The sequence below is a fragment of the Alloalcanivorax mobilis genome (genome assembly GCF_002864685.1).
Lineage (GTDB): Bacteria > Pseudomonadota > Gammaproteobacteria > Pseudomonadales > Alcanivoracaceae > Alloalcanivorax > Alloalcanivorax mobilis.
Genome location: NZ_NMQZ01000052.1, coordinates 12,232 through 28,830, shown reverse-complemented (window position 1 = coordinate 28,830; position 16,599 = coordinate 12,232). Strand labels below are relative to the sequence as shown.

Here is a 16,599-nt window from a genome sequence, read left to right as displayed (position 1 = left end):
AGGGGACGCTCCAGAAGGCAAGGCGAGCTCTGGTGGATTCCTTCCCTCGGGGGAGAGGGGCGCTCCAGGTGGCAGGACGGCGTTCTGCCCCGGGGAGCGGGGCGCTGCCGGATGGCAGGGCGGCTCTGAGTGGGTTCCCTCCCCCCTGGAGGGGGAGGGACAGGGAGAGGGGGAAACAAACGATAGCGAAAAAGGGAGAAACGGCATGGACCGCCGTCAACGCGCAAAGGAGTTGCGCCGCAATATGACCGACGCCGAGCATCGGCTGTGGTACCACCTGCGCGCCCACCGTCTGGGCGGCAAGTTTCGCCGGCAGCAGCCGCTGGGCCGGTACATCGTCGACTTCGTCCACCTGGGCGCGCGCCTGGTGGTCGAAGCGGATGGCGGCCAGCACAACGGCAGCGACCGCGATGCGGCCCGGGATGCCTGGCTACAAGCCAACGGGTATCGCGTGCTGCGATTCTGGAACAACGAGATTTTGCAGGATACCGACGCGGTGCTGGAGACGATTCTTGGCGCCGTGGCGGAGAGACAAGGGCGGGAGTAGGGCGGCTTTAGCTTCCCCCCTCTCCCTGTCCCTCCCCCTCCAGGGGGGAGGGGACTCTCCAGGTAGGGTTGAGCGGCATCGAGCGGTTCAGTCTCTGCCTCACCTCTCTGGTCGGTCCCCTCTCCCCTGGAGGGAGAGGGACAGGGAGAGGGGGAAACCCGGCCGAATACGAAAAGTCATCCCCAACCACGAACACCAACAAGGAAGCCGCCATGAGCCACGCACCGCAAATCAAAATCCCCGCCACCTACATGCGTGGCGGTACCAGTAAGGGGGTGTTTTTCAACCGCGATGACCTGCCGGAAGCGGCGCGGGTGCCGGGCGCTGCCCGGGATGCGCTGTTGCTGCGGGTGATTGGCAGCCCGGATCCTTATGGCAAGCACACCGACGGCATGGGCGGCGCCACCTCCAGCACCAGCAAGACGGTGATTTTGTCGAAGAGCGACAGCCCGGATCACGATGTGGACTATCTGTTCGGCCAGGTGTCCATCGATAAGCCGTACATCGATTGGAGTGGCAACTGCGGCAATCTGACGGCGGCGGTGGGCTCGTTCGCGATCAGCAACGGCCTGGTGGCGGCGCAGCGGATTCCTGAAGACGGCGTGGTCACGGTGCGCATCTGGCAGGCGAACATTGAGAAGACCATTGTCGCCCATGTGCCGGTCAGCAACGGCCAGGTTCAGGAAACCGGTGACTTCGAACTGGATGGCGTGACCTTTCCGGCGGCCGAGGTAAAGATCGATTTCATGGACCCGGCGGACGGCGATGGCGCCATGTTTCCCACCGGCAACCTGGTGGACGATCTGGACGTGCCCGGCGTGGGAACCCTGAAGGCCACCATGATCAATGCCGGCATTCCGACCATTTTTCTGAACGCGGAACAGATCGGCTACTGCGGTGCGGAACTGCAGGGCGACATCAACGAGGACGCCAAGGCGCTGGCCCGGTTCGAAACCATTCGTGCCCACGGCGCGCTGCGCATGGGCCTGATCCAGGACCTGGCGGAGGCGGCCAACCGCCAGCATACCCCGAAGGTCGCCTTCGTGGCGCCGCCACGGGAGTACCTGGCATCCAGTGGCAAAAAAGTGGGCGCCGATGAGGTTGACCTGCTGGTGCGGGCGCTCTCCATGGGCAAACTGCACCATGCCATGATGGGCACCGCGGCGGTGGCGATTGGTACCGCGGCGGCGATCCCCGGCACCCTGGTGAATCTGGCCGCCGGCGGCGGCGAGCGTGATTCGGTGCGCTTTGGCCACCCCTCCGGCACACTGAGGGTAGGCGGCGAAGCGCGCCGTCAGGGCGACCAGTGGGTGGTCAGCAAGGCCAGCATGAGCCGCAGCGCCCGGGTCTTAATGGAAGGCTGGGTGAGGGTGCCCGGCGACGCCGTCTGATCGGCTTCAAGCTACAAGCCGCAAGCTACAAGCCGCGCCGGCAGGGACACGGGGTGTACTTGAAGCTTGTAGCTTGCGGCTTGAAGCTACCGGAGTAGACACTTCCCCATGTGCCCATGGAGGGCCCGCTATGAGCAGCAACGTGGAACAGAATCTTCGCCCGGATTACGACACGGAAATTCAGGCGATCGTCGATTACGTGCTGGATTACCGCATCGACTCTCAGGAAGCGTGGGACACGGCGCGCAACTGTCTGATGGACACCCTCGGTTGCGGCTTGCTGGCGCTGCGGTTCCCGGAATGCACCAAGCATCTGGGTCCGCTGGTGGAGGGCACGGTGGTGCCCCACGGCGCGCGGGTGCCGGGCACGCCGTACCGCCTCGATCCGGTCAAGGCGGCCTGGGACATCGGCTGCATGGTGCGCTGGCTGGATTACAACGACACCTGGCTGGCGGCGGAGTGGGGGCACCCTTCGGACAATCTGGGTGGCATTCTGGCGGTGGCGGATTATCTGTCGCAGAAAAATCTGGCCGTGGGCAAGGCGCCGCTGACCATGAAAGCGGTGCTGGAAGGCATGATCATGGCCCATGAAATCCAGGGTGTGCTGGCGCTGGAAAATTCGTTCAACCGGGTTGGCCTGGATCACGTGGTGCTGGTCAAAGTGGCCTCCACGGCGGTGGTCGCCAAGATGATGGGGGCCGACCGGGAGCAGTTGCTGTCCGCGGTGTCGCACGCCTGGGTGGACGGGCAATCGTTGCGCACCTATCGCCACGCGCCCAACGCCGGCTCGCGCAAGTCCTGGGCGGCCGGTGATGCCACCAGCCGCGCCGTGCGCCTGGCGGACATCGCCCTGCGCGGCGAAATGGGTGTCCCCGGTGCGCTGACCGCGCCGCAGTGGGGGTTTTATGACGTGCTGTTTTCCAAAACCAACAAAGACCAGGTGATCAAGCCGGAATCGGAGCGCAAGTTCAAATTCCAGCGCGATTATGGCTCCTACGTGATGGAAAACATTTTGTTCAAGATCAGTTTTCCGGCGGAGTTCCACAGCCAGACCGCCTGTGAAGCGGCGGTGATCCTGCACCCGCAAGTCAAGGATCGACTGGACCGGATCGACCGAATCGTGATCACCACTCACGATTCGGCGATCCGTATTATTTCCAAGCAGGGGCCGCTGGCGAACCCGGCGGACCGGGATCACTGCCTGCAATACATGACGGCGGTGCCGCTGATTTTCGGTGATCTGGTGGCGGAAAATTACGAAGATGATTTTCACGCCAGCCATCCGATCATCGATGAGTTGCGCGAGAAAATGGAGATCGTGGAAGACGAGAGCTACTCAAGGGATTATCATGACCCCGGCAAACGCTCAATCGCCAACGCCATCCAGGTGTTCTTCAAGGACGGCTCCAGCACCGACCAGGTCGCGGTGGAATATCCGATCGGCCACCGGCGGCGTCGGCAAGAAGGCATTCCGGTTCTGGAGCAGAAGTTCAAGCGCAACCTGAGTACCCGGTTCGCCGCCGGCCGCGCCGGCGAGATCTTCGCGCTCTGCAACAACCAGAACGAACTGGAAACCACGCCGGTCAATGCGTTCATGGATCTGTGGGTGATCTGAACGGCACACCGCAAGCGGACAATCCGATTTCGGCGGGCAACCCCCGTCACCCCCGTGGCGCCGAGGCGTCGCACCCGGGCCCGGCCACAAGCCGGGCTTTTTTAATGTGGAAACGGATGCATCCTGTATCCGCTTTTTTGTAGCGCGCCGCTCGGCGGCGCTACTGCAACCGCCGTTGCAGGCCGGTCATGGACAGAATCCGCGTGCTGATTTCCTCGATGGACAGTTCGGTGGCGTCCAGGTGGGGAATGTTGAACTTGTTGTACAACGCCTGCAGGGCGCGCACTTCCATGTCGCATTGACGGGGCGAGGCGTAGCGGCTGCCGGCTTTGCGTTCGCTGCGGATGGCGCTGAGGCGCTCAGCGTTGATGGTCAGACCGAACAGCTTGTCCTTGTGCGGCGCCAGCGCGTCGGGCAGGCGCAGGTCATCGAAGTCGTCTTCGGTGAGCGGGTAGTTGGCGGTGAACAGGCCGAATTGCAGCGCCAGATACAGGCAGGTGGGCGTTTTCCCCGAGCGCGACACGCCGATCAGGATGACGTCCGCCTGATCGTAATGACGGGTGCGGGCGCCGTCGTCGTTGTCCAGGGCGAAATGCACCGCGTTGATGCGGATGCGATACGCCTGCTGATCGCGGATCGCGTGGCTCTGGCCGACCTTGTGGTTGGAGCTGACTCCGAGTTCGTCTTCCAACGGGCGCTGGTAGGCGGTGAACAGGTCAAGAACCAGCCCTTCGCAGGTGTGCAGAATCTGCCGTTGCGGGTCGCTGACCAGGGTGGAAAACACCACCGGTTTGGCGCCGTCGGCGCGCGCCGCGGTATTAATGCGATTGACCGCGTCGCGGGCGAGTTGGTCGGATTGCACGTAGGGAATGGTGGTCTGGTTAAATTCTATACTGCCGAACTGGCTGAGCAGGCTGTGACCGATGGTTTCGGCGGTAATGCCGGTGCCGTCCGAAATATAAAAAGCGGTCCTTTTCATGTGTGGCGGGCTCCTGGGCGTGTCAATGGGCCATTGTGGCCTGTGTGCCGCTCCGGTGACAGCGGTGCCCGGTGGTTTGTCCAAAAGTCGTAGAGGAATGACGAATCCGGGCGGGCAAAGCACCGATGTTTTGGGTAGAATGGCGCCTCCATCCATTCCGGTAAAGTTTAGGGCAAGACTTAAGGAGACGACCTTGGCGGAATACGTAGTCTGGTTTCAGGATCTGGGCAAGGGCGACGTCGAGCACGTCGGTGGCAAGAACGCCTCCCTCGGCGAGATGATCAGCAACCTGGCGGCGGCCGGCGTGTCCGTCCCGGGCGGGTTCGCGACCACCGCGGAAGCGTTCCGTGCTTTCCTCGAGCACAACGATCTGACCACCAAGATCAACGACGCGCTCAGCGCCCTCGACGTGGATGACGTCGTGGCCCTGGCGGAGACCGGTGAAAAGATTCGCAACTGGGTGGTGGAAGCCCCGTTCCAGCCCGGGCTGGAAGACGCGATCCGTGATGCCTACGATAAAATGAGCGAAGGCAACGCGGAATTGCCGGTGGCGGTGCGTTCCTCCGCCACCGCGGAAGACCTGCCCGACGCCTCGTTCGCCGGCCAGCAGGAAACCTTCCTGAACATTCGCGGCGTGGACAGCGTCATGATCGCGGTGAAAGAGGTGTTCGCGTCCCTCTTCAACGACCGCGCCATCAGCTATCGCGTGCATCAGGGCTTCGACCACAAACTGGTGGCGCTGTCCGCTGGCGTGCAGCGCATGGTGCGCTCGGAAACCGGCGCCGCCGGCGTTATGTTCACCCTGGACACCGAATCCGGTTTCCGCGATGTGGTGTTCATCACCGCCTCCTACGGCCTCGGTGAAATGGTGGTGCAGGGCGCGGTCAACCCGGATGAGTTCTATGTCCACAAAAAGACCCTGCTGAACAAGCGGCCGGCGATTCTGCGCCGCAATCTCGGCAGCAAGATGCACAAGATGATCTACGGCAGCGAAGCAACCGCCGGCAAATCAGTGCAAACCGTGGACGTGAGCGCCGCCGACCGGCTGCGCTTCTGCCTGAGCGACGAGCAAGTGGCGGACCTGTCCCGCCAGGCCATCGAGATCGAAAAGCACTACGGCATGCCGATGGACATCGAGTGGGCGCTGGACGGCGACGACGGCAAGCTGTACATCGTGCAGGCGCGCCCGGAAACGGTGAAAAGCCGTTCCGACGCGTCGGTGATGGAACGCTACCTGCTCAAGCAGACCGGCAAAGTGCTGGTGGAAGGCCGTGCCATTGGTCAACGCATTGGCGCCGGGCCGGTGCGCGTGGTGTCCAACATCAAGGAAATGGAGCGGGTGCAGCCCGGTGATGTTCTGGTCACCGACATGACCGACCCGGACTGGGAACCGGTTATGAAGCGCGCGTCCGCGATCATCACCAACCGCGGTGGCCGTACTTGTCACGCGGCGATCATCGCCCGCGAACTGGGTGTGCCCGCGATCGTCGGTTGTGGCGACGCCACCGAGCTGCTCAAGGATGGCCAGCAAGTCACCGCCTCCTGCGCCGAGGGCGACACCGGCAAGATCTACGAAGGCCAGCTGGAGTTCGACGTTCAGCGCAACTCCATCGAGTCGATGCCGAAATTGTCGTTCAAGATCATGATGAACGTGGGCAACCCGGACCGTGCTTTCGACTTCGCCAGCCTGCCCAATCAGGGCGTGGGCCTGGCGCGTCTGGAATTCATCATCAACCGCATGATCGGCGTGCACCCGAAAGCGCTGCTCAACTACGACAGCCTGCCCCGCGATGTGCAGCAGGCCGCCGACAAACGCATCGCCGGCTACGGCGACCCGGTGGAGTTTTACGTGGAAAAGCTGGTCGAGGGGATTTCCACCCTGGCCGCCGCCTTCCACCCGGAGAAGGTGATCGTGCGCCTCTCCGACTTCAAATCCAACGAATACGCCAACCTGATCGGTGGCAAACTCTACGAGCCCGACGAAGAGAACCCGATGCTGGGCTTCCGTGGTGCCAGCCGCTACATCAGTGAAAACTTCCGCGACTGTTTCGAGCTCGAATGCCGCGCCCTCAAGAAGGTGCGCGAGGTAATGGGCTTCACCAACGTGGAAGTGATGGTGCCGTTCGTGCGCACCCCGGGCGAAGCGGAGCAGGTGGTTGATCTGCTCAGCAAGAACGGCCTCAAGCGTGGCGACAACGGTCTGCGCGTGATCATGATGTGCGAACTGCCCACCAACGCGCTGCTGGCCGATGAGTTCCTGCAGTACTTCGACGGCTTCTCAATCGGCTCCAACGATTTGACTCAGCTTACCCTGGGCCTGGATCGGGATTCCGGCATCGTCAGCCATCTGTTCGATGAGCGCGATCCGGCGGTGAAGAAGCTGCTGAAGATGGCGATCGACGCCTGCAACAACCAAAGCAAATACATCGGTATTTGCGGCCAGGGGCCGTCCGATCACCCGGATCTGGCCAAATGGCTGATGGAGCAGGGCATCGATTCCGTGTCCCTGAACCCGGATTCGGTACTCGATACCTGGTTCTATCTGGCGGAAAAACACGGCCACTGATCCCGGCCCGCACCAGCAAAAAGCCCGGCACCCGCCGGGCTTTTTTTGTGGAACAGGGAGAGGCCGTGCAGGGGCGGGGCGCCAGCGTTGTCGATGGAGGGGCAGGCTTCAAGCTACAAGCTACAAAAAGCCTGCGCAGCGCCCTTTGGGGCTTGCAGCTTGAAGCTTGAAGTCGCTCCGCGCTAAGGTTTGAACCATCGCCTTCTCGGATGCCCGCCATGTTTCACCGTTTGATCCGCACGCTGGACCTCTACGATGGCCTGCGCCTGCCGGTGCGTATTGGCCGTGAGGAACTGCTGCTGATTCACGAGGAAGGCGACACCTGGCTGGTGCAGCGGCGCTGTCCGCATGGCGATTTCGCCCTCGACCGTGGCAGTGTGCACCGTGGTGTGCTGCGGTGCCCGGGGCATGGCCTGGAGTTCGCTCTGAGCAGCGGTCGCTGCCAGGAAAATCGCAGCTACTGCCTTCGCCGTTATCCGCTGGAGTTCGATGGCCCCTGGCTTGGGGTGTCACTGAATGCCACTGCCGGTCATTAGAAATGGCATATAAAACAATAAGGTGTGTCTTATAGTTAAAGTTGATCCTAGCGGCTAGCCAGCGTCTCATCGGTCATCAGAAGCTGATACCTGAGTCTTAATTCCTTGACCTTCTTAACGTAAGCCCGGGTTTCCGGAAACGGCGGAATGCCGCCGTAACGGCGCACATTGCCTTCCCCAGCGTTGTAGGCGGCCAGCACTTCGTCCAGGTTATTGAACTTGTTCTGCAGGTAGGCGAGAAAGCGGGTGCCCCCATGGATGTTGGCGGCGGCGTCGAAGGGATTGTCCACGCTCAGATGGCGGGCGGTTTCCGGCATCAACTGCATCAGGCCCTGGGCGCCCACCCGGCTGACCGCGTAGCGGTTGAACAGCGATTCCGCATGGATCACCGCCTTGACCAGAGCCGGTTCCACCTGGAAGTGGTGGGCGGCGCCAACGATCAGGGCGTCGTAACGGTCGCGTTCGTCCGCCGCCAGGGCATGGGGCGTGTAGCTCCAGCCTTTGCGCACCGACAACAGGGTGTAACGGACACCGACGCGCTCTTGGGGCTGGTCAGTGTAAAGAATTTCGCCGTTGGCGCCCCGGTATTTGTAGATGGTGCCGGCGGTGGCGGACAACGCCGTGCTCCCCAGCAGCGCCACCAGCACCGGCAGCCCCCATGCCCCCATGCGTTTCATTATTCGCCGTATTCCCCGCGATCCGCCCTCCGGTGGCCGGGTTCCCTGCCCGGCGAGGTGGTGGATCGATTGAACGTTATGGTTGGTGCCAGGGCGAGCCTTCCCGGTGTCGCCGGATTCCGGTCACGTGAATTCTTTATCGCCTCTTGATACCACAGTATGACAGCAGGGCCTAGTGCCAGAGTCGGTTTCATGCGGCAGGTCTCAGCTTTTCGCAGCAGAAAGGCACTCAGCCACGCGACCCGGCCCCGCGGGTGCCCGCCGATCCGTTATAGTGACAACGATTCGCCCGCTCAACCAAGGAGACGCCATGCTGCCCGAACAGCTGCATACCTGGATCAACCTCCTGATCGCCTGGCTGGGGTTTGGCCTGCTGCTGATGCTTTTCCTGATCACCGTAACCGCCGCGCTGCTGTGGGTGCAGGACCGTTATTTTCAGAAAACCCATGCGATTCGCCGTAATTACCCGCTGATTGGCCGGTTCCGCTATTTTTTCGAGCATCTGGGCGAGTTTTTCCGCCAATACTTTTTTGCCATGGACCGGGAAGAATTGCCGTTCAACCGCGCCCAGCGCAGCTGGGTCTATCGGGCCGCGAAGAACCTCGGCAACACCGTTGCTTTTGGAACCACCAAGCAAAACAGCGCCGGGCGCGTGGTGTTCCTCAATACGCCCTATCCCACGCTGGAGAAAGACGCGGCGGAGACCTTGCCGTTAATGATTGGCCCGCACGCGCGCCAGCCCTATGTGGCACGCAGCTTCCATAACGTGTCCGGAATGAGTTTCGGGGCCATTTCCAAGCCGGCGGTGCAGGCGCTGTCGCGGGGCTCGGCATTGGCCGGCTGCTGGCTTAATACCGGGGAGGGCGGGCTCACCGAGTGGCACCTGGAAGGCCACTGTGATCTGGTATTTCAAATCGGCACGGCTTTTTACGGGGTGCGCGATGAAAACGGCGACCTCAGCGACGCCGCGCTTGAGAAAGTGGCGGCGGTGCAGCAGGTGAAGATGTTCGAGATCAAATTGAGCCAGGGCGCCAAACCGGGCAAAGGGGGCATTCTGCCCGCTGCCAAGGTGACCCCGGAAATCGCGGGCATTCGCGGCATCCCGGTGGGTTTGGCCTCGGTCAGCCCGAACGGACAACCCGGCGTGCGCAGTGCGGGGGACCTGCTTGATCTGATCGAGCGGGTGCGCTCGGTGACCGGCAAGCCCACCGGCATCAAGACGGTGATCGGCTCCTGGCAATGGCTGGAGGATCTGTTCATCGAGATTCACGAACGGGGCCTGGAAAGCGCGCCGGATTTCATCACCATCGACAGTGGTGATGGCGGCACCGGCGCGGCGCCCATGTCGTTGATGGACGACGTCGGTCTGAATCTGGCCGAATCGCTGCCGCTGGTGGTGGATCTGATCGAGGGCTTCGCGTTGCACGACCGCATTCGCGTGGTGTGTTCCGGCAAGCTGATCAACCCGACCATGGTGGCCTGGGCGATCGCCATGGGCGCGGATTTCTGTGTGTCGGCACGCGGTTACATGTTCGCGCTGGGCTGCATTCAGGCGATGCAGTGCAACCGCAATACCTGCCCCACCGGCGTCACCACCCACAATCCGCGTTTGCAGCGTGGGCTGGTGCCCAGCGATAAGGCGCGCAGGGTGGCGTTTTTTCATGCCAATCTGGTTAAGGAAGTGGAGACCATCGCCCATTCCTGCGGCGTCGGTGAGCCGCGCCAGTTGCGCCGCCACCACGCTCGCATGGTCAATGCCAACGGCGATTCGATCCCCCTGGAAGAGCTGTGGCCGCCGATTGAGCGGGGGCTGTATCTGCGCCAGGGCCGGCCCAGCCTGCACGCACCGTTCGCCCGCTTCCGGGTGGGCAGTTGATTGCCGATCACTATTGGGTTTATCGAGCCGCTGGGCCTTGTCCTTCACGGCGGTGGCGCCACAATAGAGCCCCATTGAATGGCGCTCACGATAATTAAGGAGAAACACGTGTCTGACGATTTCGATCTGGTGGTGATTGGCGCCGGTTCCGGCGGGGTGCGGGCCGCGCGGATGGCCTCAGGCCATGGCGCCCGGGTGGCGATCATCGAAGAGCGTTTTCTCGGCGGCACCTGCGTTAATGTGGGGTGTGTGCCGAAGAAATTGTTCGCCTATGGTGCCGGGTTCGCCGGGGAGTTCGAACTGGCCGCCAGTTTCGGTTTTACCGTGGACAACTGGCGCTTCGACTGGGCGACCCTGCGCGACAACAAGAGCCGCGAGATCGAGCGCCTTAATGGCATCTATCGGAACATACTTGAGAAGGCGGGCGTCACCATTTTCGAGGGCCACGGCCGCATCGAGAGCGTCGGGCGGGTCAGTGTCGACGGCCAGCGCACGCTCAATGCCCGCCAGATTGTGATCGCCACCGGGGGCAAGCCGTTCGTGCCCGACCTGCCGGGCCGGGAGCATGTCCGCATCTCCGATGACCTGTTCTATCTGGACACGCTACCGCACACCGTGGCGGTGGTGGGAGGGGGCTACATCGCCACCGAGTTTGCCTCGATCCTTAACGGGCTGGGCGTGCAGGTGCACCAGATCTATCGTCGCGATCTGTTTCTGCGCGGGTTTGACCACGATGTGCGGCAGTTCGTCGCCGATCAGATGGGCGAGGCGGGCGTAAGTCTGCGATTCAACACCGATGTGACCGCCATCGAAGAGCGCGATGGCAAGAAATGCCTGACCCTGAGCGGTGGCGAGGAACTGCCGGTCGACGAAGTGTTCTACGCCACCGGCCGGGTGCCGAAACTGGATGGCCTGTTCGCTGACGGTGTCGGCGTTGACACCGGTGACAACGGCGCGGTGCGGGTGGACGAGCACTACCAGACCAGTGAGGCGGGTATTTACGCGTTGGGTGATGTCACTGACCGGCTGCAACTGACCCCGGTGGCGCTGGCCGAAGGCATGTGGCTGGCGGCGCACCTGTACGGCGAACACAAACCGGAAAAACCGCTGGATTACCGGGACGTGCCCACCGCTGTTTTCAGCCATCCCAATATCGGCACGGTGGGACTGACCGAAGAGGAAGCGCTGGAAAAATACGATACCGTGCGTGTCTACAGAAGCCAGTTCCGGCCATTGCGGTACTCGCTCAGCGATATACAGGAAAAATCCTTGATAAAGCTGCTGGTGGATGACGCCAGCGACCGGGTGGTTGGCCTGCACATCGCCGGTGAAGAAGCCGCCGAGATCACCCAGGGTTTCGCCGTGGCGATGCGCATGGGGGCCACTAAGGCCGATTTCGATGCCACTATCGGCATCCATCCGACCTCCGCCGAGGAGCTGGTCACCATGCGCGGTGGCCAGACCGTTTCGCGGTAGGGCCTGGCGCGTTTTTTCGCGTCGGACGTCCGACGTCAGACGTCCGACGTTTTCACCCGCTCTAACGTCACGGGAAGCCCGTCGCCGGGCACCGGCAGGCTGGTGGTGTCCACTGGCATCTCATAGTCCGCTGGCACGCTCCAGCGGTATTTGAGCAGCACCTGGTGAAGAATCGCTTTGACCTGCATCTCGGCGAAATGCAGGCCGATGCATTTGTGCGCGCCGCCGCCGAAGGGCACCCAGGCGTAGGGGTGTACTTTATCTTCGCGGCGCTGCTCGCTGAACCTTTCCGGGTCGAAGCGCTCCGGCTCGGGCCAGTACTCCTGCATGTAATGGGTGAAGTAGGGCGCCACGTTGATAAAAGTGCCCGCCGGAATGTAGAAGCCCTGATACTCCACATCTCGCACCGTGCGACGCGGCAGCGAGGGTACCGGTGCGCATAGGCGCAGGGCTTCTTTCATCGCCAGGCCTATGCCGGGCAGGCGCTCAAGGTCTTCGTGTTGCAAACAGGTTTTGCCTAGCGCCAGGCTTTCCTCGCGCAGCCGCTGCTGCCAGTGCGGATGTTTGGCCAGCTGGTAGAACAGCGTGGAAAGAGTGATGGTGGTGGTGTCGTGAGCCGCCATCATCAGGAAAATCATATGATTGACCACGTCGTCATCGGAAAAGCGGTCGCCCTCTTCGGTGCTGGCGTGGCAGAGCGCGCTGAACAAATCGCTGTCCTGGCTGGCTCTTTTCGCGGCGATCCGCTCCCGGAACAAGGTTTCCAGGGTGCGGCGGCCCTGCAACCCCCGCGACCAGCGCAGTCCCGGCACCGGAAAGCGCAGCAGGGCGGTGCCGGCGCGCACGGTGTCGACAAAGGCATGGTTGATGCGTTGGGATTGCGCGCCCAGCTTCTCGCCCATGAACACGTCGGTGGCCAGATCCAGGGTCAGCTGTTTGAGCGCCGGAAGGACTTTCAGGGTGCCGGTAGGCCAGTAGACGATGCCCTCGGCGATGCGCGGCCCCATGCGTTGCAGGTAGCCTTGCAGGGCATCGCGGGAGAATGCCTGCTGCATGATGCGCCGGTGCCAGCGATGCTCTTCGAAATCGAGCAGCATGATGCCGCGATGAAAAAAACGGCCGATGAAGAAATCCCAGCCGTCATGGTTGGAGAACAGATCGCCGCGGTTGAGCATAACGAACTGATTGGCATCCGGGCCGAGCATCTGCACCATGCGCAGGCCGAACAGACTGCTCCAGGAGACCGGGCCGTAATGGTCGTAGCGCTGGCGAAAGGTGCCGATCGGATCGCGCATGCTCGCCAGCGTGTAGCCGATCAATGGCCAGCCGGCGTCGCCGGGCACCGGGTTCAAAGGGCTGCCCGGTGGCACCTGGGCCAGTGGGGTGGTTGCTGTCATGCGGCCGATCTCCTGGGTAAACGTCATGTATATCCCATGGTGGCCGGGTAACCTTGCCATTGGCAAGTGGTAGTAAATGTCTTTCGTGCGCGCATTTACTTAGGGCCGGGCCGCGCAGGTCGGGCCGCGCCGCGAAGGCCGCGCTGGGCAGGAAACGACCAACCGGCGTTAAGTGGCGCACGGGCGCCGCTGGCGAACGTCGCTAACCTGTTGTTCACGGGGTTATCCACAGTTTCTGTGGACAGACGTGAGGCAACGGCGCTGCGGCCTGGGAGCGGTTTGCCGCGCTGTGTATCATGCCCATGACTGACAGCCGTGGGCCACGAAGGAGATCTGCATGCGCAGAGTGGTGTTCAATCAGAAAGGGGGGGTGGGCAAGTCGAGCATCACCGTCAATCTGGCGGCGATCGCCGCTTTCCAAGGTCGCAAGACCCTGGTGGTGGATCTGGACCCTCAATGCAACGCCAGCCAGTACCTGCTGGGCATGGGCGCGTATCAGAACGAGCAGGGCCCGACCCCCAATATCGGCACTTTTTTCTCCCAGACGTTGTCGTTCAAACTCAAGGAAAAAGCGCCAAGAGATTACATTCACGCCACCCGTTTCGAGAATCTCCATGTGCTGCCCGCCGACGGCGAACTCGGTGAGTTGGAGCACCTGCTGGAATCCAAGCACAAGATCTACAAACTGCGCGGCTTGTTGAAAAGCCTGTCGCGGGAATTCGATGAAATCTATGTGGACACCCCGCCGGCCTTTAATTTCTATACGCTTTCGGCATTGATCGCCGCGCAGCGGGTTCTGATTCCTTTCGATTGCGACGCGTTTTCGCGTAAGGCGCTGTATTCGCTGCTGGAAAACATCCAGGAAGCGCGAGCGGATCACAACGAGGATCTCAGCGTGGAGGGCATTGTCGTCAACCAGTTCCAGCCCCGTGCCAGGCTGCCCCAGGAGCTGGTGGCGGCGCTGACTCAGGAAGGGCTGCCCATTCTGGATAGCCGGCTATCGGCCTCGGTGGCGATGCGTGAATCCCATCAACGGGCGATGCCGTTGGTCAATTGGAACCCCAAACACAAGCTCAGCGAGGAATACCAGGCGCTGTACCGGGAACTGCATGGCCGTGGATAGCCCCTGGCGGCAGGCCCGACAGCGCGCCGCCAGATTGTTGCGCTCACCGGGGGCGAGCCGCCGTTTGGCGATGGCCGCCGCCGCCAAGGCCTGGCGCCAGCGCGACCGGCTCGGCGAGGAAGCCGCGGAGCTGCGCCTGATGGCAGCGATGCTGCGCGACTGGGCGTTGCGTCGCTACCCGGAAGTACCCTGGGCCACCCTGGTCACCCTGGCCGGGGTGCTGGTCTATTTTCTGATGCCGCTGGACGCGATCCCGGACGCCATTATCGGCCTTGGCTTGATCGACGACCTGGCCCTGTTGCATCGCTCGCGGCGCTGGATCGGCGGTGATCTGGACGCTTACCGGCGATGGCGTGGCGAGCATCCGGACGTGCAGGACCCGCCCACGCGCGGATGACAGCCGGTCGCCCCTGTACTATGTTGTGCGCGCCCCGCGCATGGGGCTGGGTGGTGGCCACGCGCGGCGGCCTCGGCGATTGAATAAGGGAGTGAGTGATGCGAACAGCAGGGGGTGCCCTGGTGGCGTTGTTGATGCTGCCGACCCTGGGGCAGGCGGCGGTGTCGCGGGCGCAGCTCGATCATCTGGAGCAGGAGGTCTGGCGGGCGCGGGCCGATTTCCATATGTACACCGTCATGGACGCCGACCCGCAATATCAGACGGCGCTGAGCCACTCGCTGGCGGCCGCCGAGGCGCGCCTGGCCTTGATCAAAGAGGCCGCCGCCGATGACGACCAGCAGCGCCTGGCCGCCGAACTCGCCCAGCGCCTTGATGAGCTGCGCCAGGCCACCGGCGCCGACGGTGCCGCGGTGGATCGTGGCAGCGTCGCGATCGCCGCCCGCCTGGACGCGGTGAGCAGCGCCGAGGCCGCCGCCCTGGATGACGTGCAAGCTCTGGCCAGCGACATCCAGCGGCTCGCCGGTGACTATGTTGCGAGGGCGGCCGCCGGCGCGCGGACACGGACGAGCAGCGATCCGCAAGCGTCGGTAAAGGCGTTTCAGAGCGCCCTGGCGCGGGCGCGCCAGGCGCACCACGGCGACCCGGCGGTGCGCGCGGCGCTTGAGCAGGTGGCACTGAAATGGAAGTTCATTCGCGGCTCGCTGCTTGACGAACAAACACAGCCAGTACCGTTTCTGGTCTACCGTTACGCCGGACAGATCAGTGACACCCTGACCAACCTGGACACCGCCACCGCCGCCCGCTGATCAGGCGGAGCGTTCGGCCATCCAGTCGGCGATCAGCCGCCAGCAGTGCTCCGGCGCTTTGCTGCCGGCGAACACACCGGCGTGGCCGCCAGGCGCCACCTCGAAATGCTTTTCACGGCTGCCCACCACACTCAACACCTCGCGGGCGGCGCGGATGCTGACAATGCGGTCGGTGCGCCCGGCGAAGGCGAGCAGATCCTGGCGAATGGCGGCGAACTCCACCGCCCGACCACCGATATTAATGCGCCCGTTGGCGAGGCTGTTGGCGAGAATCATTTTCTCGATCACCTCGCGGACCACCGCGCCGGGGTAATCGACCATGTCGTTGAACCACTGGCCCATGGTCATGTATTCGGTGAGGTAATCGCGGTCACCGAGGTTGCGCAGCAATTCGACGTAGGATTGCACCACCCCAGGTGGGTTGGTCATCTTGAAACCGAACGAAAGCAGGTTGGCGGGAATGTGGAACAACTTGCTGTCCAGGGGTTTGAGGCGCAGCTGGAACCAGTCGTGTACCTGCATGGCGGGAATCGCGGCGAGGCTGAACAACGCGCCGAACGGGCCGCTCTTGTGGAAATTCACCGGGCTGGCGATGGTGGACAACGCGGTCACCGGGGCCCGCGGGTGCGCGCCCAGATACATCAGACACAACAGCCCGCCCATGCAGTAACCGACCAGATTGACGCGGTCGCATTCCGAACGCTTGCGCACCGCCTGCACCGCATCGGGCAACCAGCGGTTCACGTAGGTGTCCAGATCCAGGTTGCGGTTCGCCTGGGAGGGCTGCCCCCAGTCGATCAAGTAGACATCGTAGCCGCGCGCCATCAGATAGCGCACCATCGAGCGGTTTGGCATGATGTCGTAGGTCCAGCAGTGAATGCCCAGTGCCGGCACCAGCAGCAGCGGAACACGGTGCTTTTCGCGCCGCACCGCAACCCGTTCGTCGCCCACCGGAATGCTTTCCATGGGGGGCAGGCTGTAGTGACGCACCGCCATGATGCCGTCGCGGTGGATTTCGTCCCACGGCGTTTTATCGGTCTGAATAAAGCGGTGCGGGTGGCGGCGGCGCTCAATGGCGTGGCCAAGCGCGCGGATCGAATTCTTCACAGATGGGCGTGGCGCCATGCGTCCTCGTTGAACCGGAAATCAGCCGCCTCCGGATCCTGACCCGGAGGTTCACTAAGTGGGGCTGGTTCACGCCTGGTGTGAACCG

14 protein-coding genes are annotated in these 16,599 nt (G+C 62.8%); 10 read left to right on the top strand and 4 right to left on the bottom strand.

Going from position 1 to position 16,599, the window contains the following annotated elements:
* The first annotated feature begins 205 nt into the window (after window positions 1-205).
* The 3 genes from CGS25_RS17635 (at window position 206) to prpD (ending at window position 3,553) form a co-directional block, all read left to right on the top strand.
* Entirely contained in the window at window positions 206-547 is a 342-nt protein-coding gene (locus CGS25_RS17635; RefSeq protein ID WP_089031909.1) for an endonuclease domain-containing protein, read from the top strand.
* Between the two features lie 212 nt (window positions 548-759).
* Window positions 760-1,938: a 2-methylaconitate cis-trans isomerase PrpF gene (gene prpF / locus CGS25_RS17630; RefSeq protein WP_101676278.1), complete on the top strand. Its 1,179-nt coding sequence runs from the start codon at window positions 760-762 to the stop codon at window positions 1,936-1,938.
* Between the two features lie 130 nt (window positions 1,939-2,068).
* A complete protein-coding gene (gene prpD / locus CGS25_RS17625; RefSeq protein ID WP_101676277.1) occupies window positions 2,069-3,553 on the top strand; it encodes a 2-methylcitrate dehydratase in 1,485 nt (494 codons plus the stop codon).
* Between the two features lie 160 nt (window positions 3,554-3,713).
* Here the strand turns inward: prpD and ppsR are convergent, their stop codons facing one another.
* Entirely contained in the window at window positions 3,714-4,532 is an 819-nt protein-coding gene (ppsR, locus tag CGS25_RS17620) for a posphoenolpyruvate synthetase regulatory kinase/phosphorylase PpsR (protein ID WP_089031906.1), read from the bottom strand.
* 193 nt (window positions 4,533-4,725) lie between these two features.
* On the opposite strand from ppsR, the gene ppsA reads away from it, so the two are divergent.
* Together ppsA and CGS25_RS17610 are read left to right on the top strand one after the other, a co-directional pair.
* Entirely contained in the window at window positions 4,726-7,098 is a 2,373-nt protein-coding gene (gene ppsA / locus CGS25_RS17615; RefSeq protein ID WP_089031905.1) for a phosphoenolpyruvate synthase, read from the top strand.
* A 218-nt stretch (window positions 7,099-7,316) separates the two neighbouring features.
* The gene (locus CGS25_RS17610; protein ID WP_101676276.1) at window positions 7,317-7,634 is read left to right on the top strand and encodes a Rieske (2Fe-2S) protein; all 318 of its coding nucleotides are present in this window, start codon (window positions 7,317-7,319) and stop codon (window positions 7,632-7,634) included.
* A gap of 47 nt (window positions 7,635-7,681) precedes the next feature.
* On the opposite strand, the gene CGS25_RS17605 is transcribed toward CGS25_RS17610, so the two are convergent.
* Entirely contained in the window at window positions 7,682-8,311 is a 630-nt protein-coding gene (locus CGS25_RS17605) for a lytic transglycosylase domain-containing protein (RefSeq protein WP_101676275.1), read from the bottom strand.
* A gap of 310 nt (window positions 8,312-8,621) precedes the next feature.
* On the opposite strand from CGS25_RS17605, the gene CGS25_RS17600 reads away from it, so the two are divergent.
* Window positions 8,622-10,187: an FMN-binding glutamate synthase family protein gene (locus CGS25_RS17600; RefSeq protein ID WP_089031902.1), complete on the top strand. Its 1,566-nt coding sequence runs from the start codon at window positions 8,622-8,624 to the stop codon at window positions 10,185-10,187.
* A gap of 108 nt (window positions 10,188-10,295) precedes the next feature.
* Window positions 10,296-11,663 carry a glutathione-disulfide reductase gene (gorA, locus tag CGS25_RS17595; protein ID WP_101676274.1) on the top strand — a complete coding sequence of 456 codons (1,368 nt, stop codon included), beginning with the start codon at window positions 10,296-10,298 and terminating at the stop codon, window positions 11,661-11,663.
* A gap of 35 nt (window positions 11,664-11,698) precedes the next feature.
* Here gorA and CGS25_RS17590 read toward each other — a convergent pair whose 3' ends face one another.
* On the bottom strand, window positions 11,699-13,060 hold the full coding sequence (locus CGS25_RS17590) for a cytochrome P450 (protein ID WP_101676273.1): 1,362 nt from the start codon (window positions 13,058-13,060) through the stop codon (window positions 11,699-11,701).
* Window positions 13,061-13,397: 337 nt separating this feature from the next.
* On the opposite strand from CGS25_RS17590, the gene CGS25_RS17585 reads away from it, so the two are divergent.
* From CGS25_RS17585 to CGS25_RS17575, 3 genes are all read left to right on the top strand, one after another.
* Window positions 13,398-14,183: a ParA family protein gene (locus CGS25_RS17585; protein ID WP_089031899.1), complete on the top strand. Its 786-nt coding sequence runs from the start codon at window positions 13,398-13,400 to the stop codon at window positions 14,181-14,183.
* Window positions 14,170-14,580, top strand: coding sequence for a YkvA family protein (locus CGS25_RS17580; RefSeq protein WP_089031898.1), 411 nt, complete (start codon window positions 14,170-14,172; stop codon window positions 14,578-14,580). The genes CGS25_RS17585 and CGS25_RS17580 overlap by 14 nt, the downstream gene beginning before the upstream one ends.
* A 98-nt stretch (window positions 14,581-14,678) precedes the next feature.
* On the top strand, window positions 14,679-15,386 hold the full coding sequence (locus CGS25_RS17575) for a hypothetical protein (protein ID WP_157933872.1): 708 nt from the start codon (window positions 14,679-14,681) through the stop codon (window positions 15,384-15,386).
* Here the strand turns inward: CGS25_RS17575 and CGS25_RS17570 are convergent, their stop codons facing one another.
* Window positions 15,387-16,493, bottom strand: a complete 1,107-nt coding sequence (locus tag CGS25_RS17570; protein ID WP_232802481.1) for an alpha/beta fold hydrolase — start codon at window positions 16,491-16,493, stop codon at window positions 15,387-15,389.
* Window positions 16,494-16,599: the final 106 nt, after the last annotated feature.

Excerpts from the sequence above, each read along its gene's own strand:
- CGS25_RS17635 (WP_089031909.1), top strand. The coding sequence starts at position 206 with ATGGACCGCCGTCAACGCGCAAAGGAGTTGCGCCGCAATATGACCGAC.
- prpF (WP_101676278.1), top strand. The coding sequence starts at position 760 with ATGAGCCACGCACCGCAAATCAAAATCCCCGCCACCTACATGCGTGGC.
- prpD (WP_101676277.1), top strand. The coding sequence starts at position 2,069 with ATGAGCAGCAACGTGGAACAGAATCTTCGCCCGGATTACGACACGGAA.
- ppsR (WP_089031906.1), bottom strand. The coding sequence starts at position 4,532 with ATGAAAAGGACCGCTTTTTATATTTCGGACGGCACCGGCATTACCGCC.
- CGS25_RS17610 (WP_101676276.1), top strand. The coding sequence starts at position 7,317 with ATGTTTCACCGTTTGATCCGCACGCTGGACCTCTACGATGGCCTGCGC.
- CGS25_RS17605 (WP_101676275.1), bottom strand. The coding sequence starts at position 8,311 with ATGAAACGCATGGGGGCATGGGGGCTGCCGGTGCTGGTGGCGCTGCTG.
- CGS25_RS17600 (WP_089031902.1), top strand. The coding sequence starts at position 8,622 with ATGCTGCCCGAACAGCTGCATACCTGGATCAACCTCCTGATCGCCTGG.
- CGS25_RS17590 (WP_101676273.1), bottom strand. The coding sequence starts at position 13,060 with ATGACAGCAACCACCCCACTGGCCCAGGTGCCACCGGGCAGCCCTTTG.
- CGS25_RS17585 (WP_089031899.1), top strand. The coding sequence starts at position 13,398 with ATGCGCAGAGTGGTGTTCAATCAGAAAGGGGGGGTGGGCAAGTCGAGC.
- CGS25_RS17580 (WP_089031898.1), top strand. The coding sequence starts at position 14,170 with ATGGCCGTGGATAGCCCCTGGCGGCAGGCCCGACAGCGCGCCGCCAGA.
- CGS25_RS17575 (WP_157933872.1), top strand. The coding sequence starts at position 14,679 with ATGCGAACAGCAGGGGGTGCCCTGGTGGCGTTGTTGATGCTGCCGACC.